We start from the raw sequence: 18528 nt of genomic DNA on the forward strand, positions 1-18528 counted from the left end.
CGTCCGAATGGCGGACCCCGGGAGTCGGCTGCGGGACTCAGGCGGTCGGCTGCAACTTCGCGTCGGCCTCGACCATGACCGAGCGCGTCAGGTCGCGAAACTGCTCGTAGTGTCCGTGATACCCGTATTTGGCATGCAGACTCGGCCACCGCGTGTACTCGGCGGCCGCGCCGATCGCGTTGGCCTCGTGGAGGTATGCCGGCAGGATGTTCTGGATGGTCGCATCGCGCCGGAGCCGGTGGACGGTGTCCCGGTGCAGGGACGACGACGACCGGTACTTCGTGATGACGACACCCAGTTCGACGATGGTTCGGCCGATCTCGGCGCCGAAATCGGCGACCTGCCGCTGGATGCGCGGAATCGCGTAGGTGGACAACACATCCGGGATCGTCGGGATGAGATATCCACTGGCCATGAACAATCCGTTGAGACTGAACGGGCCGACGTTCGGCGGGCAGTCGATGAGCACGTAGTCGTAGCGGGACATGGCCGGCGCCAACGCACCCCGCAGCACCCCGACCGCGGCGAGATGATCGTCGACGGCGACGCGGCGCGCGCTCATCTCCTCCTGTAGGTCGATCAGATCGAGCGACGAGGGTACGAGGTCGATTCCCGCGAGCCCGTCGATCGACGAGACATCGCGTTGCACGGTGCGTTCGAGATCGAAGCGACGGGTGCCGTCGAGGACGTCGGCGAAAAGGGTGGCTACGGTGTGGCCGCGCGCGTTGCACGCCTCCCAGGTCTTCTCCCCGATCGTCATCGTCGTGAGGTTGGTCTGGGCGTCGAGATCGACGAGGAGCACCTTCTTGCCGAACACACCGGCGAGAAAATCGGCGAGACCGGCCGTGAGCGTGGTCTTCCCGACCCCACCCTTGAGACTGATGGTCGCGATCACCGTCGGCATGGGAGTCCCCGGTCTGTTCGGTGGTGCCCGTCGCGAGACAGACTAACCGGGTGGCTCTCGGCGCGCAGTCGGCCGGCGGAAGTCCGACCTGCTCAGCCCGCCTTGCCCAGCGCCTCGACGCGCTTGTCGTGGCCGGCGAAGGTCGGACCGCGCCCGCCGTCCTGCTCGGCGGCCAGCTTGGTGAAGGCGTCGTGCATGAGAGCCCAGTAGGTGTCTCCGTTGGCGCGACGCTTGTCGGCCCGCTTCCAGTAGCCGGGAATACGTCGGTCCAGATTGGCGAGTCTTGCCTGCGCGGTGATGAGTTACGGCGCGATCCGCCCGATCCGGCTCGGCTCCGGAGTACCGGTGATGCGCCGCCCGAGGAAGGTGCCACCGATGAAGAAGTACAGGCCGTACAGGGTCTGCTGGAGCGCCGACTTCACCTGCGCGTCGACCAGCGGGACCGTCACCTTGTCCAGCAGGGTCGTGAGCATCATCTCGGAGACGTCGTCGAGCGCCTCGGAGAACTCCGACGGCGGCTCCATCACCGCATAGCCGCAGTCGAGCAGTTCCACGGCTTCGCTGAAGTTGCGCGGGATCATCGCCTCACGGATACCCATGATGTGGCCGATGTAGGACCAGAAGATGTTGAGGTCTTCGAGATCGCGATGGTCGTAGCGACGTCCGTAGTTGATGTCGTACATGAGGTTCGCGACTCCGAACGACGTGATGCCGCCGGACATCTCGGCGTTGGAGATCGGCACGCCGTGCTCGGCGACCCATTCCTCGCCCCACTTCTTGCGCAACATGACGCGCGCCTGCGCATGCATCAGACACACCCGGACGGCGTTCTTGAATGCGGTACCGAAGCGGTCGAGTGCGCCCGGAGCCGGCAGGTGCAGCCAGAATTCGACCGACTCCAGCGACCGGTCGATCATGTCGCGCTGCATGCGACCCATGGTGCCGACGGCGTCACCGACCGAACCGCCCTGCACGGTGGCGAGGGTGTTGAGGAAGATCAGCGACGCCTTGCCCGCCGGACTCACGCTGTTGGCGACGATCGCGCCGCGGTCGACCCGCTCCTTGGTGATCCAGGCCGGCGGATTGTCGATGTGCTCGAAAAGGGCGACGAGCTCTTCGGGCGGGTTCTCGATGGTCTCGAGGCCGTTGCTGAGGGCGCGTTCGAACATATCGCGACCGGTTCGCGGAGGCAGTCTGCGGAACATCTGCACGACCGCATCCATCTCCGGGTCGCCGACCCAGAGATGATCCTTCGCGCGGGCCACGATGCCGTCGGTCTCGGGGAGGCGGTCCTGCACGTCGACCCAGCCGTCGAGGAGCCGACGACGAGCCGGCGTCCAACCCGGATTGAACCTCGGCCGTGCAGTCGGCGCCGGCCGCAGCGGACGTCCCAGCACAGGATCAATCGGGGCGTCCGGCGCCGGCAACGGGGCGAGGGGATCGAGTTCCTGGTCGAGAACGGTCAACGTAGCTCTCCATACAGTCCGAGGTTCAACCACTAAGTGATCTTAGTTACCTAACTTAGCGTGCCGGATGGGCTTCGTGACGGCGAACCGTCGACTCGACGTCGGTGGTCGTCCTCCGCCGTCGAACGGAACAGTGAAAGTGGCGATTACCCGAGAGGCCGGGGAATTCATATCGGCCCCGATTCTGCCGACCGTCGAGAAATCTGCAAGAATGACGTTCGCCGAACATTCACGCCGAGACCGTGCGGACATCATCGGCATATTTCGTGAACCGCGAGGAAACTCGTCCCGATTTCCGTTTCCTTCGTTTGCGGAGTACCCACACATTCACCGACCGCGGCCGCCCGACTTCCGCGAGGGAGGACGATCATGACCACTCGCCTCCGAACGCTCACCGCTGGAACGGCTTTCATCGCGGCCGCAGCATTCGCCACGGCACTGGCACCGGCCGCGTCGGCAGCTCCGGCAGATGTCACCGTGTCACCGTCGGTGTCGGGAAACACGATCACGCTGAACGTCGTCAACAAAGCGAACAAGCGCATCGGCTGCGAGATCTTCGGCGTGGCGGCGAATACCCCTCCCGCCGCGTCGGGTGTGGCTTTCGGCTATCAGACCCCCGAAGAACTCGGCGCCCTCATCTCGCCCGGCACGTCGAAGAATGTGACGATGCAGGTCGCCACGGGCACGCCGCCGAAGCCCACCGGGTCCACCACGATCCCGAACGGGACCTACGACATCTACTGGGGTTGCGCCACCATCACCCTGCCTCCGGGTTCCGCCCGCGAAGAGTTCTGGGGCACCAACCCGCCGCTGACGGACATGACCCCGACGGCGGGCGCACCGATCCGGGTCACGGTCACCGGTGCCGGGAGCGCCGCGCCGGCACCGGAGAAGCCCGCACGCCCCTCCGTCCCGGGATTCCCGCAGATCCAGGTTCCCGAGCAGATCTGCGTCCCGTGGGCCTGCTACCCGGTCCCGACCTTCTGACGCGTCACCGGACAAACGTCACAGGGGCGTCGGATGATTGCCCTTCGACTTCGAGCGGAACAGCATGTAGCCGCCGTAGAGGGCCAGTGCGATGAGGGCGATCCAGAAAAGCCCCTTGAGGAGTGGGCCGATCACCGCCAGCGCGATGAGGACGACCGCGATGATCCCGAGGACCTTCCAGAACGTGGTTCCTGAATCCGTTGATGTGCTCATGCCTCGAGTCTCCGCCGACGGAACGGGAAAATCGACAGGTCAGCCACCATATGGGGCGAAGATCAGGGACTTCCCTGAGCTCGTCCCTAGCGCTGGAACCAGGCCTCGGGATTGCCGCTCAACGCCTTGGAGATCCGCAGACGCGAGGTGTCGGTGAGATCGCCGGGCAGCGCGTCGGGCGCGAACCAGGCGACGTCGGAGTTCTCGTCATCGGCGGCCCGCGGTTCACCGTCGAGGTGCCGCGCCAGGAAGCAGACGTCGAGGTATCGCGTCTGATCGCCGTTCGGATAGGTGATCAGAGGCGTGACGTCGATGCTGGTCAGCCGGATGATCTCGGCGGTCACCGCGGTCTCCTCGGCGACCTCTCGCAACGCCGCACGAGCCGGTTCCTCCCCTGGCTCGAGCACCCCGGACACCACCGCCCACTGTCCGTTGTCGACGCGTCGGGTGAGCAGCACCCGGCCGTCGGGGTCGCGGACCACGACGCTGACACCGGACAACCAGAGTTCGCGATGACCGACGTGGGCGCGCAGGTCTCGGATGAAGTCGGGAATGGGCATCCCCACATCCTGCCCGCCCGAACGACGAGGCGAGCGTCGGCCGTGCGCACAATGGAACTCATGAGGATCTCCCGACGAGCCGAAGGGATCGCCCCGTTCTACGCAATGGAGTTCGCGCGGAACGCGGCCGAGCTGGAAGAGCAGGGCCACCACGTGGTCAAGCTCAACATCGGCGAACCCGACTTCGGACCGCCGCCGGCGGTGCTCGCGGCGGCTCGTGAGGTCAGCGACGGCAGACCTCTCGCGTACACCGGCGCACTCGGGCTGCCCGAGCTGCGGATCGCGATCGCCGACTTCTACGGACGACACTTCGGCGCGGATGTTGATCCTCGACGGGTCGCCGTCACCTCCGGCGCCTCTGCCGCACTGCTCATGACGTGTGCGGCGCTCATCGATCCCGGCGACGGAGTACTCATCGGGGATCCTTCGTACCCGTGCAACCGCCAGTTCACCCACGCCTTCGGCGCACAGGTCAGCCTGATCGAGACCAGCGCCGAGGCACGGTTCCAGCTGACCACCGACGACGTCGAGCGTGCGTGGACAGACACCACGCGGGGCGTCATCGTCGCCACCCCGTCGAATCCCACCGGCACCTCGATGCCCTACGACGAGCTGGTCGCGCTGACCGATCTCGTCGCCGCCCGTGGCGGCTGGACCATCGTCGACGAGATCTACCTCGGACTCTCCGACCCCGGTCCGGACGGACGCGCACCGCGCAGCATCCTGGCCGCCGACACCCCGGGCACGGCGGAGACGATCGTGGTCAACAGCTTCTCCAAGTACTTCGGCATGACCGGCTGGCGCCTGGGCTGGTGCATCGTGCCCGACGAACTGGTCGGGGTCGTCGAACGGCTCGCGCAGAACTTCTACGTCTGTCCGCCCACCCCGTCCCAGTACGCCGCACTGGCGTGCTTCACCCCGGAGTCGCTGGCCGTCGCCGAGGACAACCGGCGGGAGTTCGCCCGTCGTCGGCATCTCGTCATCGACGGACTCGCCCGCATCGGGTTCGACGTGCCGGTCGTCCCCGACGGCGCGTTCTACGTCTACGTCGACGTGAGTTCGACCGGATTGACCGCGGCAGAGTTCTGCGACCGCGCCCTGCGTGAGGCACATGTCGCCCTCACACCGGGCAAGGACTTCGGACTGGCCGGCGCCGACCGGTTCGTCCGGCTGTCCTATGCGGCCTCGACCGAGGATCTCGCCCTCGCCGTCGATCGTCTCGGGGCGTTCGTCGGCGTGCGTCCGGGCAGCGACGCCGAATCCGCGTGACGCAAGCGGCGGAAACGCCGCCGGTGCCGGGACTGCGCGTCTACGATGACGCTCAACCCATGGCTCGTCGTGGATCGGATTCGTGATGAAGAAGATTCGGAAGTCCCTGTCCGAAGACGAATACGTCCTCGTGCGGAAGACGAAGAAGTCCCAGATGACGGGACTCGACGAGGACCAGCTGATCGACCTCCACTCCCGAATCCGGCGGGCCCGCAACAAGTACGTGACGCTCTATCGGCGCGCCGGCGCGCAGAAGGAAGGCCAAAGGCGGACGGGGCGCAGCCAAGGCGGCGAACGTCCACAATGCGGCCAGGGCAGAGGCTTTCGAGAAGGCGCTGAGCCGGGTCAGTGCACGCCTGGCCACCGTCTCCCGGGAAGCCGCCCGTGAGCTGAGGACGGAGAGGCTGGACCGGGCCCGGACAGTCTCTCGCGCACCGGAAGTCGGCCCCGACGCCGCCGGGAAGGTCTCGTCGGCCGGTCGGCCGTGGATCGACACGACGCGGGAATCACCGGGACGCAAGAAGTACGAGGCGTCGACGACAGCCGCCGGCGCGCGACGCCAGACGAAGAAGGACCGCAGGCACGACACCTGACCGGTCCGGCCGGGAAGCGCGTCACGCGACGTCCCCGGCACCCCCCCCAGAGTTCTGGGGGTACGACTCGTCCAGAATGCTGGCGAGGAGATTTCCGGCGTTCGAGGGATGGCGGGAACAAAAGGCGTTCAGCGACTCTGAGTGTCATGAACACACCGATCACCTCCGAACCCATCGACTTCGCCGACATCGACGCCCTCGCGACAACGGTCGCCGGCCCCGTCCTGACACCAGCCGACGAGGGTTACACCGCCGAACTCACCGGCTTCAACCTCGTGGCAACCCCGGCGGCACAGGTCGTCGTCGGCGCGACCACTGCCGAAGACGTAGCCGCAGCAGTGCGATACGCGCGTTCCAACGGACTGCGAGTCGGCGTGCGGGCCACCGGACACGGGGCACCGATCGAGGGGCGCGGCACGGTCGTCGTCACCACCTCGCGGATGACCGAGATCGTCGTCGACCCGGTCGCCAAGACCGCCCGCGTGGGCGCCGGTGTCCGCTGGCGCGACCTCGCCGCGGTGACCGCCCCGCACGGCCTGACCGGCATCGTCGGGTCCTCGTCGTCGGTCGGCGTGGTCGGCTATCACCTCGGGGGCGGCCTCAGCCCGCTCGGACGCCGATTCGGCTGGGCCGCCGATCATGTCCGGTCGATCGAACTGGTGACCGCGGACGGGATCATCCGAACGGTCGACCCCTCGGCCGGGTCGGATCTGTACTGGGCGATCCTCGGCGGACGTGACGGCTTCGGCATCGTCACCGCCATCGAGTTCGAACTCTTCGAGCTCCCCACCGTCTACGGCGGCGGCATCTTCTTCGCCGGCTCGGCCGCGGCCGACGTCCTCCACGCGTGGCGTGAGTGGGCGCCGACGCTCCCGGACGAGGCCGGCACCTCGGTCGCCATCCTGCGTCTCCCGCCGGACCCCAACCTGCCCGCCCCGCTGCAGGGTCAGCTCGCCGTACACGTCCGCTACACCCACACCGGCGACCCGGCAACCGCGGCAGCGCTTCTCGCGCCCATGCGGTCGGCCGGCCCCATCCTGCTCGAGAACATCGACGTGCTGCCGACCGCCGCACTCGACGCCGTGCACATGGACCCACCCGGACCGATGCCGAGCGCCGAGCGCGGCAGCCTCCTCAGCGAATTCCCGGCGTCGGCCGTCGATGCCCTCCTCGAAGCGGCCGGACCACAGGTCGCGAGCCCGCTGGCCATCGTCGAGGTCCGGTTGATGGGCGGCGCGCTGCAGCGACCGCAGCGCGTGCCCAACGCCGTCGCCGGGCGGTACGGCGCCTTCAACGTCATCGCGATCGGTGTGCCCGCAGGCCCCCTCGGCGCTCAGGTGGGAGCACACCTGAGCGCCGTGACCGCGGCTCTCGCCCCGTGGTCCTGCGGTGCACTGCTCAACTTCTGCGGCCTCGGCGCCGCCGAGCGGGCGGGGATGTGGACGCCCGAGCAGCAGATGCGCCTCGAGACGATCCGACGCCGCCAGGACCCGACCGGTGTCCTCCGAGTGGATGATCCCAGCTTTGTGGGATAGACATCGATGCAGCTCATGCCGATGATTGTCCAATGACCTCGAGCCTGACCGCCGAACGCGTGCGCCGCGACATCGACGTCGTGGCGCACGCGGGTCTCGGTCTCGACGACTTCTTCGCGGAGGCGGTGGATTCGCTGCGTCGCGCGGTACCGATCGACGCCGCATGCGTCGCAACCTTCGACCCGAACACGGTCATGCTGACCTCCGCCCGCAAGTACGGCGATCTCCTCGGACAGGACCACAAGGACCCCGAATTCGGACTCCTCGAATACGGCCGGGTCGAGCCCTCGGCATTCCGGGAACTGGTGGCGCACAAGCGTGACGCCATCGGCATGAACCTGCTGACCCGGGGCGAGCCCCATCGTTCGGATCGCATGGCGCAGTTGATGATTCCGGAGTACTGCTTCCACGACGAGGCACGTCTGGCAGTGCGCGACGGGGACCGGGTGTGGGGCGGGATCGCCATGTTCCGCAGCGGCGCCGGATGTCGTCCGTTCGACGAGGACGAGATCGGGTTCCTCGCTTCGCTGTCGCAGACGCTGGCCCACGGGGTCCGGATCGGGCTGCTCACCGCGATCGTCGCCGAGGAACGCACGTCGATCGCACAGGGCCCGGCGGTGCTGATCATCGACCGCGACAATCAGATCGCGCAGATGAGTGCGGGAAGCCAGGAACGCATCGACGACCTGGCGGCCGGGCCGAACACCGCGTCGCCGAGCAACCCGATCTTCGGACTCATCGGTGCCGCACGGCGCTACGGCGCGGGCGAGACCGACGTACCGCCCCGCCTGAGGGTCCGCGGCAAGTCGGGTATGTGGCTCGTCATCAACGCTCTCCGCTGTCCTCGGCCGACGGACGGTCCGGCGAGGTCGTCATCACGATCGAAGAGGCACGGCCACCGGAGATCATCCCGCTGGTCGTCGAGGCATTCGGGCTCACCGCGCGGGAGCGTGACGTGACCCAGATGGTGTTGCAGAGTGTCGCGACCAAGGACATCGCCGCCACCCTGCACGTGTCGGCGTACACGGTGCAGGACCACCTGAAGTCGATTTTCGACAAGGCCGGCGTCCGCAGCAGTCGCGAACTCATCTCACGCGTGTACTTCGACCAGTACGCACAGCGGCTCAACGAGCCGCACGCCCCGTCGGGGTTCTACGCCTCCACCCCGTAACCGCAGGTCGACGCCACATCGACACAAGAGGGTCCGCGCTGCGGGCCCTCTTTCTTCGTCGTGAGACGCCGGGCAGCTAGGTCATGCGTCTCACAGTGAGACGTTTGTTACCTGCATCACAGGGTTGTATCGAAGTCGCTCCAGTCCATGCGGGCCGGCACACCCGTCGGCTCCCTCTAAGAGGAGGCGCACTTTGAGCAGGCAGAGCTTGACGAAAGCCCATGCGAAGATCACCGAGTTGTCCTGGGAGCCCACCTTCGCGACCCCGGCAACCCGGTTCGGAACCGACTACACCTTCGAGAAAGCTCCGAAGAAGGACCCGCTGAAGCAGATCATGCGGTCGTACTTCCCGATGGAGGAGGAGAAGGACAACCCGTGTACGGCGCCATGGATGGCGCGATCCGCGGCAACATGTTCCGCCAGGTCCAGGAACGCTGGCTGGAATGGCAGAAGCTGTTCCTGTCGATCATCCCGTTCCCCGAGATCTCCGCGGCCCGCGCGATGCCGATGGCCATCGACGCGGTCCCCAACCCCGAGATCCACAACGGCCTGGCCGTGCAGATGATCGACGAGGTTCGTCATTCGACGATCCAGATGAACCTCAAGAAGCTGTACATGAACAACTACATCGACCCGGCGGGCTTCGACATCACCGAGAAGGCCTTCGCGAACAACTACGCCGGCACCATCGGACGCCAGTTCGGTGAGGGGTTCATCACCGGCGATGCCATCACCGCCGCCAACATCTACCTCACCGTGGTCGCCGAGACCGCCTTCACCAACACCTTGTTCGTCGCGATGCCCGACGAAGCGGCCGCCAACGGCGACTACCTGCTGCCCACCGTCTTCCACTCGGTCCAGTCCGACGAGTCGCGGCACATCTCCAACGGCTACTCGATCCTGCTGATGGCGCTGGCCGACGAGCGCAATCGCCCTCTGCTGGAACGTGATCTGCGGTACGCGTGGTGGAACAACCATTGCGTCGTCGACGCGGCGATCGGCACCTTCATCGAGTACGGCACCAAGGACCGGCGCAAGGACCGCGAGAGCTACGCCGAGATGTGGCGCCGGTGGATCTACGACGACTACTACCGCAGCTACCTTCTGCCGCTGGAGAAGTACGGGCTCACCATCCCGCACGACCTGGTCGAGGAGGCCTGGAACCGGATCACCAACAAGCACTACGTCCACGAGGTCGCGCGGTTCTTCGCGACGGGCTGGCCGGTCAACTACTGGCGCATCGACGCGATGACCGACAAGGACTTCGAGTGGTTCGAGGAGAAGTACCCCGGTTGGTACAACAAGTTCGGCAAGTGGTGGGAGAACTACAACCGCCTCGCCTACCCGGGTCGCAACAAGCCGATCGCCTTCGAGGACGTCGACTAAGAATACCCGCATCGATGCTGGACCTGCATGGTGCCCTGCCTCATCCGTGAGGACATGGTGGTCGACAAGGTCGACGACCAATGGCGCACCTACTGCTCGGAGACCTTCCACTGGACCGACGCGGTCGCCTTCCGCGACCACTACGACGGCCGGGACACCCCGAACATGGGTCGCCTCACCGGTTTCCGCGAATGGGAGACCCTGCACCACGGCAAGGATCTCGCCGACATCATCACGGATCTGGGTTACGTCCGCGACGACGGCAAGACCCTGATCCCACAGCCGCACCTCAACCTGGACCCGAAGAAGATGTGGACGCTCGACGACGTCCGCGGCAACGTCTTCAACAGTCCCAACGTGCTGCTCAACGAGATGTCCGACGCCGAGCGGGACGCGCACATCGCGGCGTATCGCGCCAATCCCAATGGGGCCGTGCCGGCCTGACGGCACACGGGCGGGGGCGTCCCCCTGGCGCCCCCGCCTCCCCGTCCTCCCGTCGTCACCGTCCGAAGGAGTTTTCGTGGCCGACACACATCGCATCAACTTCGCCCCCGTCGACATCGAGATGGAGGTCACCGAGGACGAGTCGATCCTCGACGCCGCGTTCCGGCAGGGCATCCACCTGATGCACGGGTGCCGCGAGGGCCGGTGTTCGGCCTGCAAGTCGTACATGCTCGACGGCGACGTCCAGATGGACGACTACTCCACCTTCGCCTGCAACGAGGCGGAGGAGGCCGAGGGCTATGTGCTGCTGTGCCGGTCCTACGCCTACAGCGACTGCGAGATCGAGCTCCTCAACTTCGACGAGGACGAATTGCTCGGCGGCGCACCGATCCAGGACGTCCGCACCCGGGTCGCCGCCATCGAGCCGGTGACCTCCGACATCGTGTCGCTGCGCCTAGACGTGGTCGAACCGGAGACCTTCGAGTTCAAACCCGGCCAGTACGTGGACCTCTCGGTCCCCGGTACCGACGAGAAGCGCTCGTTCTCCATCGCGACGACCCAGGCCACCCCGGACAAACTCGAGTTCCTGATCAAGAAGTACCCGGGCGGTCTCTTCGCCGGCCTGCTCGAGGAAGGGCTCGCGCCAGGCGACGAGATCATGGTCAACGGCCCGTACGGGTCCTGCACCCTGCGCAACGGCCATGTGCTGCCGATCATCTGCATCGGTGGCGGGGCCGGCATGGCCCCGCTGCTCTCGCTGCTGCGTCATGTCAGCGAGACCGGCCTGAACCGGCCGGTGCGCTTCTACTACGGCGCCCGGACCGCGGCGGATCTGTTCTATCTCGACGAGATCGCCGCGCTCGGCGAGAAGATCGCCGATTTCCGGTTCCTCGCCTGCCTGTCGGAGTCCGCCGACGGTGCCCCCGACGGGGTCGAGGTCGCCGAGGGCAACGTCACCGACATCGTCAACGAGCACGAATCCGATCTCGCCCGAACGGAGGTGTATTTCTGCGGCCCCCCACCCATGGTCGATGCGGCACTCGCTCTCGCCGACCAGCATTCGGTCCCTCGGGACCAGACCTTCTACGACAAGTTCACCAGCCCGGCTTTCGACTAGAAGTCGCCGAACGACAGGAACGAAAGGTATGTCCGCACCCACCGCACCGAAGTCCTCTCCGGGATCTCCTCAGCGCGAACGTAGTTTCCCGACCATCGAATTCACCGACGCCGAGGCCGGCGCCAAAGAGTTCCCGAGCAGCAAGAGCCGCAAGTACAACTACTATCAGCCGGCCAAGAAGCGGGCGACGGTCTACGAGGACGTCACCGTCGACGTGCAGCCCGATCCGGAACGCCACCTGACCCAGGGCTGGATCTACGGCTTCGGCAACGGTCCCGGCGGTTATCCGCAGGAGTGGACGGCGGCGAAGTCCAGCAACTGGCATGCCTTCCTCGACCCCAACGAGGAGTGGGAACAGACCATCTACCGCAACAACTCGGCGGTGGTCCACCAGGTCGACCTGTGTCTGCAGAACGCCAAGCGGGCCCGGGTCTACGACGGATGGAATCCCTCGTGGCTCAAATTCATCGAGCGCAACCTCGGCGCCTGGATGCATGCCGAGAGCGGAATGGGCCTCCATGTCTTCACCTCGATCCAGAGGTCGGCACCCACCAACATGATCAACAACGCGGTCGCGGTGAGTGCGGCGCACAAGCTGCGCTTCGCCCAGGACCTCGCACTGTTCAACCTGGATCTCGCCGAGGCCGAGGAGGCCTTCGACGGATCGGCAGTCCGCGCCGGAGTGGCAGCCCACCCGGGAGGCCGCCGAACGGCTGACCGCGATCGGCGACTGGGCGAAGTTGTTGTTCTGCACCAACATCGTCTTCGAGCAACTCGTCGGGTCGCTTTTCCGGACCGAACTGATCATGCAGGTCGCGGCACGCAACGGTGACTACATCACGCCGACGATCGTCGGCACCGGTGAGTACGACTACGACCGCGACCTGAACTACACGCGGGCCCTGTTCCAGATGCTCTCCCGCGACGAACAGTACGGCGCGCAGAACCGCGAGCTGTTCGAACAGTGGCTGTCGGAGTGGGTGCCGCGTTGCCTCGACGCAGCGCGTGGACTGCAACCGATCTGGTCCCAACCGGCGGACAAGTCGGTCACCTTCGCCACGAGTCTCGAGGCGGCGACCGAGAAGTTCCGCGACGTCCTCAAAGCCATCGAAGTCGACATCCCCGAGGAGTTGAACCAGTGAGCACCATGCAATTCGGCGCACAGACCGAGTTCTCCAACATGTGCGGCGTCACCCTGATGAACACGCCCATCGGCCGCGTGGTCGCCGACGTCATGGGCGCCAAGGACGGCGTCGAACTCACCGAGTACCCGTCGATGATCCGCGTCGACGGCGTCAACCGGCTCGAGTTCGACTACGACGAACTCACCGACGCCCTGGGCCAGGAGTTCGACGGCTCGGTCTTCGAGGAGATCAGCTCCACCCATTACGGGCGGATGGTGCACCTCGACGATCGGACCTACCTGTTCGCGAGCCCCGAGGACGCCGCCGAGTTCATCGGGTTCGATCTCACCGCCGAGAGCTGACGCGAGGCGAACCGACGCCCCACACGACTACGTCGTGACCGCCGGTGACCGAGCCCGGCGGTCACGACGTAACCACCATCAACGATCCATCCCCGCCACGGTTTTCATCTCTTCCCCGCCAACCAGCCCATCAGACCAAGGGAGTCATCGATGTACGAGAAGAATGGCGACAAGTACTTCATCGTCGACGCGCACGTCCATCTCTGGGACGGCCGTAAATCCAATCAGCGCAACATCCACGGCAAGCAGTTCATCGATTGTTTCTACGACTACCACCGCAATCTCAGTCCGGAAGAGAAGGTCTGGGACTACGACACCTACACCTATTACGGTCCCGAACGCCTCATGAGCGACCTGTTCGAGAACGGCCCGGCCGACCATGCGATCTTCCAGGCGACGATCCTGAAAGACTTCTACGTCAACGGTTTCGCCCAGGTCGACGATTCGCTGAAGCTGTGCGAGGACAACCCGAAACTGCTCACCTACAACCACGCCTACGACCCGCGTCACGGAGAGGCCGGTCTCGAGCAGCTCCGCAAGGACGCCGAGAACATGAACCTGAAGGGCGTGAAGCTCTACACCGCCGAATGGTTCGGCGACTCACGCGGTTACAAGCTCGACGACGCCTGGTCGCGCCGCTACCTCGAGGAATGCATCAAGCTCGGCATCAAGAACATCCACGTCCACAAGGGCCCGACGATCCGCCCGCTGGAACGCGACGCCTTCGACGTGGCCGACGTCGACAAGGTGGCCACCGACTACCTCGACCTGAACTTCATCATCGAGCACGTTGGTCTGCCTCGCCTCGAGGACTTCTGCTGGATCGCCACCCAGGAGTCCAACGTCTTCGGCGGGCTGGCCGTGGCCATCCCGTTCATCCACACGCGGCCCCGCTACTTCGCTCAGATCATCGGTGAACTCCTGTACTGGATCGGCGAGGACAAGATCCTCTTCGCCAGCGACTACGCCCTGTGGACGCCGCAGTGGCTGGTCGAGCGGTTCGTCGACTTCCAGATCCCGGAGGACATGACCGAATACGCGCCGATCACCGTCGAACAGAAGAAGAAGATCCTCGGCCTCAACGCGGCCGCCCTGTACCCGCACATCGAGGTTCCCGAGGAACTGAAGCTCCCGACCAGCGCGGCCGATCGGAAGTCGAGGTGGCCGCCGGCGCGAAGGACGCGGTGACGGCATGACCGCGGTCGCACCTCTTCCCGGATATGTCGCCGGTACCGCGGTGGAACTCGAGCGCGACGTCCTCGCCGCACTCGACACCGTGCTCGATCCCGAGCTCGACCAGCCCATCACCGAACTGAGGTTCGTCCGGTCGATCCTGATCGACGAGGCGGGTGTGACCGTCCACCTCCGGCTCCCGACGTCGTTCTGTTCGCCCAACTTCGCCTATCTGATGGGGTCGGATGCCCTCGACGCGCTCGAGGACGTCAACGGCGTCGGTCAGGTCCGGGTGCTGCTGGACGATCATCACGACAGCGACAAGATCAACGCCGGCCTCGACGCCCGCGCCGGCTACAAGGGGACGTTCGGCGTCGAAGCACTCGAGAGCCTCGACGAACTGCGCCTGACGTTCCAGCGCAAGGCCCACACGGCCGCGATGGAACGCGCCGTGGCCGCCGAGATCGCCGCGGGACGGGTCACGGTGGCCGAGGTGGATCGGCTGGCACTGCGCGATCTGCCACGCGGACACCACAAGTCGGCGCTGCTGCGACGGCGCATGGAACTGGGCCTCAGCATCTGCCCCAACAGCCTCGTCGTCGTCGACGAGGAGGGGCACGCACTGCCGGCCGATCAGGTCCCCATGCGGTTGAGATTCGCGCGCTCCGTGCGTATCTCGATGGAGGGCAACAGCCACTTCTGCCGCGGCCTGCTCGCCACCCGCTACGCCGACGACGACGAATGCGACGGGGCCAGCGGCCCGGTCATCACCAATCTCCGCGAAACCCCTCGCGCACACCACCGAAGCGAACAGGAGTAAGCCATGCGCGCAGTCCAGGTCGTCGGCTATCACGACAAACTGCAACTCAACGAGGTCCCGGCACCCGAGATCACCGGACCCCACGACGTCATCGTCCGAATCGGCGGCGCCGGTGTGTGTCGCACCGATCTGCACATCCTCGAGGGTCAGTGGGAGGCGAAGAGCGGTGTCGCGCTTCCCTACACGATCGGTCACGAGAACGCCGGCTGGGTCGAGTCGATCGGTGACGCCGTCACCAACGTCGCCGTCGGCGACAAGGTGATCCTGCACCCGCTGATCACCTGCGGTCTCTGCCGGGCCTGCCGATTCGGCGACGACGTCCACTGCGAGAACAGCCAGTTCCCGGGTATCGACACCGACGGCGGTTATGCGGAGTTCCTCAAGACCACCGCCCGCAGCGTGGTGAAGATCGACGATTCCCTCGAACCCGCCGACGTGGCCGCACTCGCCGACGCCGGCCTGACCGCCTATCACGCGGCCGCGAAGGTCGCGCGGATGACCCGACCCGGCGACACGTGCGTGGTCATCGGCGCAGGAGGTCTGGGGCACATCGGAATCCAGGTGCTGTCCGCGATCTCCGCGCTGCGGATCGTCGTCGTCGACCGGAATCCGGATGCGGTGGAACTCGCGAAGGAGGTGGGCGCCGACATCGGCATCGTCGCCGACGGAACACATGTGCAGCAGGTCCTCGACCTGACGGGCGGACACGGCGCCGAGGCCGTGCTCGACTTCGTCGGCGAGGGCGGGGCGACCGCCGAGGGTACCGCGATGCTGCGCCGCGCCGGCAGCTTCTTCGTGGTCGGCTACGGCGAGAACATCGACGTCCCCACCATCGACGTGATCTCCACCGAGATCAACTTCATCGGCAACCTGGTCGGTTCCTACAACGACCTCGGTGAGCTGATGGACCTCGCCGCCCGGGGAAAGGTGAAGCTGCACACCAGCACCTACGCCCTTGCCGATTTCCAGCAGGCACTCGACGATCTCGACGCCGGTCGCGTACGCGGCCGCGCGATTCTTGTGCCCTGACCCTTCGAGGCTCGTCGCTATCGCTCCTCGCACCTCAGGGAGCAGTCGATCGTCGCTATCGCTCCTCGCACCTCAGGGAGCAGAGGACGCGCGCTCCGCCGGCTGAGCCGGTACCGAGCGAAGCGAGGCCCCCCCCGCCGGCTGAGCCGGTACCGAGCGAAGCGAGGCACCGCGTCGAAGCCCCACGCAGGCCGAACCCGCCCTCGCAAGCTCGCTCTCCGCCGGCTGAGCCGGTACCGAGCGAAGCGAGGCACCGCGTCGAAGCCCCACGCAGACCGAACCCGCCCCTCGCACCGCAGAGAGCTGAAGGCACAACAGATTTCCCGCAGTACACAGCCGAGAACACCAAGCCGAGAACACCACAGAAAGGCAGGACGACCATGGCCAAGGAGTTGCGCTACAACGCCGAAGCGCGACTGCGGCTCGAGCGAGGAGTGAACGCACTCGCCGACGCGGTCAAGGTGACATTGGGACCGAAGGGCCGCAACGCGGTCCTCGAGAAGCTCACCGGCCCACCGACCATCACCAACGACGGGGTGACGATCGCCCGGGAGATACAGCTGCGGGACCCGTTCGCCAACATGGGCGCACAGCTGGTCAAGGAAGTGGCGATGAAGACCAACGGCGTCGTGGGTGACGGCACCACCACGGCAACCGTGCTGGCGCAGGCCATGGTTCGCGAAGGTCTGCGCGCGGTGGAACAGGGTGCCAACCCGATGCGCGTGCGCCGCGGGATCGAGCGTGCGATCAGCACGGTGATCGATGCGCTGTCGGAACAGTCCGTCTCGCTCGGCGGCCGTGGCGATCTCGAACGCATCGCGACCCTGGCCGCGAGTGACGACGAGGTCATCGGTTCGGCCATCGCCGCCGCGGTCGAGTACGTCGGCCGCAACGGCGTCATCACCACCGAGGAGAGCGACACCCTGGGACTGTCGGTGGACGTGGTCGACGGCATCGAGTTCGACCACGGCTACATCTCCGGGTACATGGTCACCAATCACGAACGGATGGAAGCGGTTCTCGACAATCCGGTAGTGTTGCTGACCAACAAGAAGATCACCTCGGTGCAGGAGATCATGCCGAGTATCGAGGCGGCCAAACGGGCCGACCGTCCGCTGGTCGTACTCGCCGAGGACGTCGACGGTCCCGCCTGCAGCTGCTCGTCGGCGGCAACATGCACAAGACGATGCAGTCGGTGGTGGTTCGAGCGCCGGGATTCGGTCATCGCCGCGTCGCCGAACTCGAGGATCTCGCCGTCGCGCTGGGCGGTCATGTGATCGCCAAGGACACCGGCCTCGAACTGCACGAGGTCTCCCTGGAGCATCTCGGCCAGTGCGACCGGATCACCGTCACCGAGGACGCCACCACGATCGTCGGTGCACGCGGCGACCAGACCCTCGTCGATGCGCGGGTCGCTCAACTCGAGGCGCAACACGCGCGCGCCCGGATCGACGCCGACCGGGACAGCCTGGAGCTGCGTATCGCACGGCTCACGGGCCGGGTGGCGGTGATCCGGGTGGGCGGCGTGACGAGCGTCGAACTCAAGGAACGCATGCTCCGTGTCGAGGATGCCCTGGCCGCAACGCGTGCCGCGGTCGAGGACGGCATCGTCTCCGGCGGTGGTACCGCACTGGCCCAGGCGCACCGGGCCCTCGACGCCCTCGGCGACGTAGGCGGTGACGAAGGAGCCGGCATCGACGTCGTCCGCAGGTCGATGGCCGAACCGCTGTTCTGGATCGCCACCAACGCCGGATTCGACGGCGAGGAAGTGGTCAAGGTCGTGAGTGGTCTTCCCCTCGGCCACGGATTCAATGCGATGACGGGCAACTACGGCGACATGTTCGACGAGGGCGTGATCGATCCGGCCAAGGTCACCAAGGCCGCGCTGGAGAGCGCCGCGTCGATCGCGGCGCTGCTGATCACCACCGAGACCGCGGTGGTCGAGGAGGTGTTGACGCACCCGGGCGCGATCGAGGCCCCCGGATTCGGTGATCTCGCCGAGGGGATGGTGCGGCCCTCCAACATCTACTAGTTGTACTGACCCGCCAGGTTGGGTACGCGGTCGGCGGGTGAGTCGCCTCTGAGTGCGGTGTGGCTGCGTTCGTGATTGTAGATGCGCAGGAACTCGTCGAAGGCGGCCACGCGTTCGGTCTCGCTGTTGTAGGGGCGGGCGTAGGCCCATTCCTCTTGCAGTGTGCGGTTGAATCGTTCCACCTTGCCGTTGGTTTGCGGCCGGTATGGTCGTGTCCATTTGTGTTTGATCCCGTTGTCGGCCAATCGTTTCCGGAACATTCTGGACCGGTAACAGGACCCGTTGTCGGTCATCACCCGTGTGGTCGTGACGCCGATCGAGGCAAAGTGGGCCAAGGCCCGGG

12 protein-coding genes and 6 pseudogenes are annotated in these 18528 nt (G+C 66.1%); 13 read left to right on the plus strand and 5 right to left on the minus strand.

The features are described 5' to 3' along the window. Positions 1-37 precede the first annotated feature (37 nt). Entirely contained in the window at positions 38-904 is an 867-nt protein-coding gene (locus tag GOAMI_RS15200; RefSeq protein ID WP_006437426.1) for a ParA family protein, read from the minus strand. A gap of 302 nt (positions 905-1206) precedes the next feature. Next, a complete protein-coding gene (locus tag GOAMI_RS15205) occupies positions 1207-2370 on the minus strand; it encodes an oxygenase MpaB family protein (RefSeq protein ID WP_006437427.1) in 1164 nt (387 codons plus the stop codon). 369 nt (positions 2371-2739) lie between these two features. Between GOAMI_RS15205 and GOAMI_RS15210 the strand changes: the two genes are divergently transcribed. Further along, positions 2740-3357 carry a hypothetical protein gene (locus GOAMI_RS15210; protein ID WP_006437428.1) on the plus strand — a complete coding sequence of 206 codons (618 nt, stop codon included), beginning with the start codon at positions 2740-2742 and terminating at the stop codon, positions 3355-3357. An 18-nt stretch (positions 3358-3375) separates the two neighbouring features. Here GOAMI_RS15210 and GOAMI_RS15215 read toward each other — a convergent pair whose 3' ends face one another. Together GOAMI_RS15215 and GOAMI_RS15220 are read right to left on the minus strand one after the other, a co-directional pair. Further along, positions 3376-3570 carry a hypothetical protein gene (locus GOAMI_RS15215; RefSeq protein ID WP_006437429.1) on the minus strand — a complete coding sequence of 65 codons (195 nt, stop codon included), beginning with the start codon at positions 3568-3570 and terminating at the stop codon, positions 3376-3378. Between the two features lie 86 nt (positions 3571-3656). Beyond that, the gene (locus GOAMI_RS15220; protein ID WP_006437430.1) at positions 3657-4130 is read right to left on the minus strand and encodes an NUDIX hydrolase; all 474 of its coding nucleotides are present in this window, start codon (positions 4128-4130) and stop codon (positions 3657-3659) included. 60 nt (positions 4131-4190) lie between these two features. Here GOAMI_RS15220 and GOAMI_RS15225 point away from each other — a divergent pair, with 60 nt between their 5' ends. The 12 genes and pseudogenes from GOAMI_RS15225 (at position 4191) to groL (ending at position 18185) form a co-directional block, all read left to right on the plus strand. After that, complete coding sequence (locus tag GOAMI_RS15225) at positions 4191-5399, plus strand: aminotransferase class I/II-fold pyridoxal phosphate-dependent enzyme (protein WP_006437431.1); 1209 nt, start codon at positions 4191-4193, stop codon at positions 5397-5399. Between the two features lie 85 nt (positions 5400-5484). After that, positions 5485-5992 (plus strand): annotated as a pseudogene (locus GOAMI_RS23520) (hypothetical protein). A gap of 146 nt (positions 5993-6138) precedes the next feature. Beyond that, positions 6139-7527, plus strand: a complete 1389-nt coding sequence (locus GOAMI_RS15235) for an FAD-binding oxidoreductase (RefSeq protein WP_006437433.1) — start codon at positions 6139-6141, stop codon at positions 7525-7527. Positions 7528-7559: 32 nt separating this feature from the next. Then, positions 7560-8698, plus strand: a pseudogene (locus GOAMI_RS15240) (helix-turn-helix transcriptional regulator). Between the two features lie 193 nt (positions 8699-8891). After that, positions 8892-10528, plus strand: a pseudogene (locus tag GOAMI_RS15245) (ferritin family protein). 76 nt (positions 10529-10604) lie between these two features. Beyond that, the gene (locus GOAMI_RS15250) at positions 10605-11645 is read left to right on the plus strand and encodes a 2Fe-2S iron-sulfur cluster-binding protein (RefSeq protein WP_006437438.1); all 1041 of its coding nucleotides are present in this window, start codon (positions 10605-10607) and stop codon (positions 11643-11645) included. Between the two features lie 28 nt (positions 11646-11673). After that, positions 11674-12787, plus strand: a pseudogene (locus tag GOAMI_RS15255) (aromatic/alkene monooxygenase hydroxylase subunit beta). 5 nt (positions 12788-12792) lie between these two features. Next, a complete protein-coding gene (mimD, locus tag GOAMI_RS15260) occupies positions 12793-13131 on the plus strand; it encodes a propane 2-monooxygenase effector subunit MimD (RefSeq protein ID WP_174324744.1) in 339 nt (112 codons plus the stop codon). Between the two features lie 150 nt (positions 13132-13281). Further along, positions 13282-14327, plus strand: a pseudogene (locus GOAMI_RS15265) (amidohydrolase family protein). Beyond that, on the plus strand, positions 14324-15124 hold the full coding sequence (locus tag GOAMI_RS15270) for an iron-sulfur cluster assembly protein (protein WP_006437443.1): 801 nt from the start codon (positions 14324-14326) through the stop codon (positions 15122-15124). Before GOAMI_RS15265 ends, GOAMI_RS15270 begins: the two are co-directional and overlap by 4 nt. Positions 15125-15127: 3 nt before the next feature. Continuing rightward, entirely contained in the window at positions 15128-16153 is a 1026-nt protein-coding gene (locus tag GOAMI_RS15275) for an NAD(P)-dependent alcohol dehydrogenase (RefSeq protein WP_006437444.1), read from the plus strand. Positions 16154-16533: 380 nt separating this feature from the next. Then, a pseudogene (gene groL / locus GOAMI_RS15280) lies at positions 16534-18185 on the plus strand (chaperonin GroEL). Here the strand turns inward: groL and GOAMI_RS15285 are convergent. After that, positions 18182-18528 (minus strand): IS481 family transposase (locus GOAMI_RS15285; RefSeq protein ID WP_006437447.1); only part of this gene is annotated, 347 nt, incomplete at its 5' end. The pseudogene groL and the gene GOAMI_RS15285 overlap by 4 nt on opposite strands.

The organism is Gordonia amicalis NBRC 100051 = JCM 11271, from assembly GCF_000332995.1.
GTDB classification, from domain to species: Bacteria; Actinomycetota; Actinomycetes; order Mycobacteriales; family Mycobacteriaceae; genus Gordonia; species Gordonia amicalis.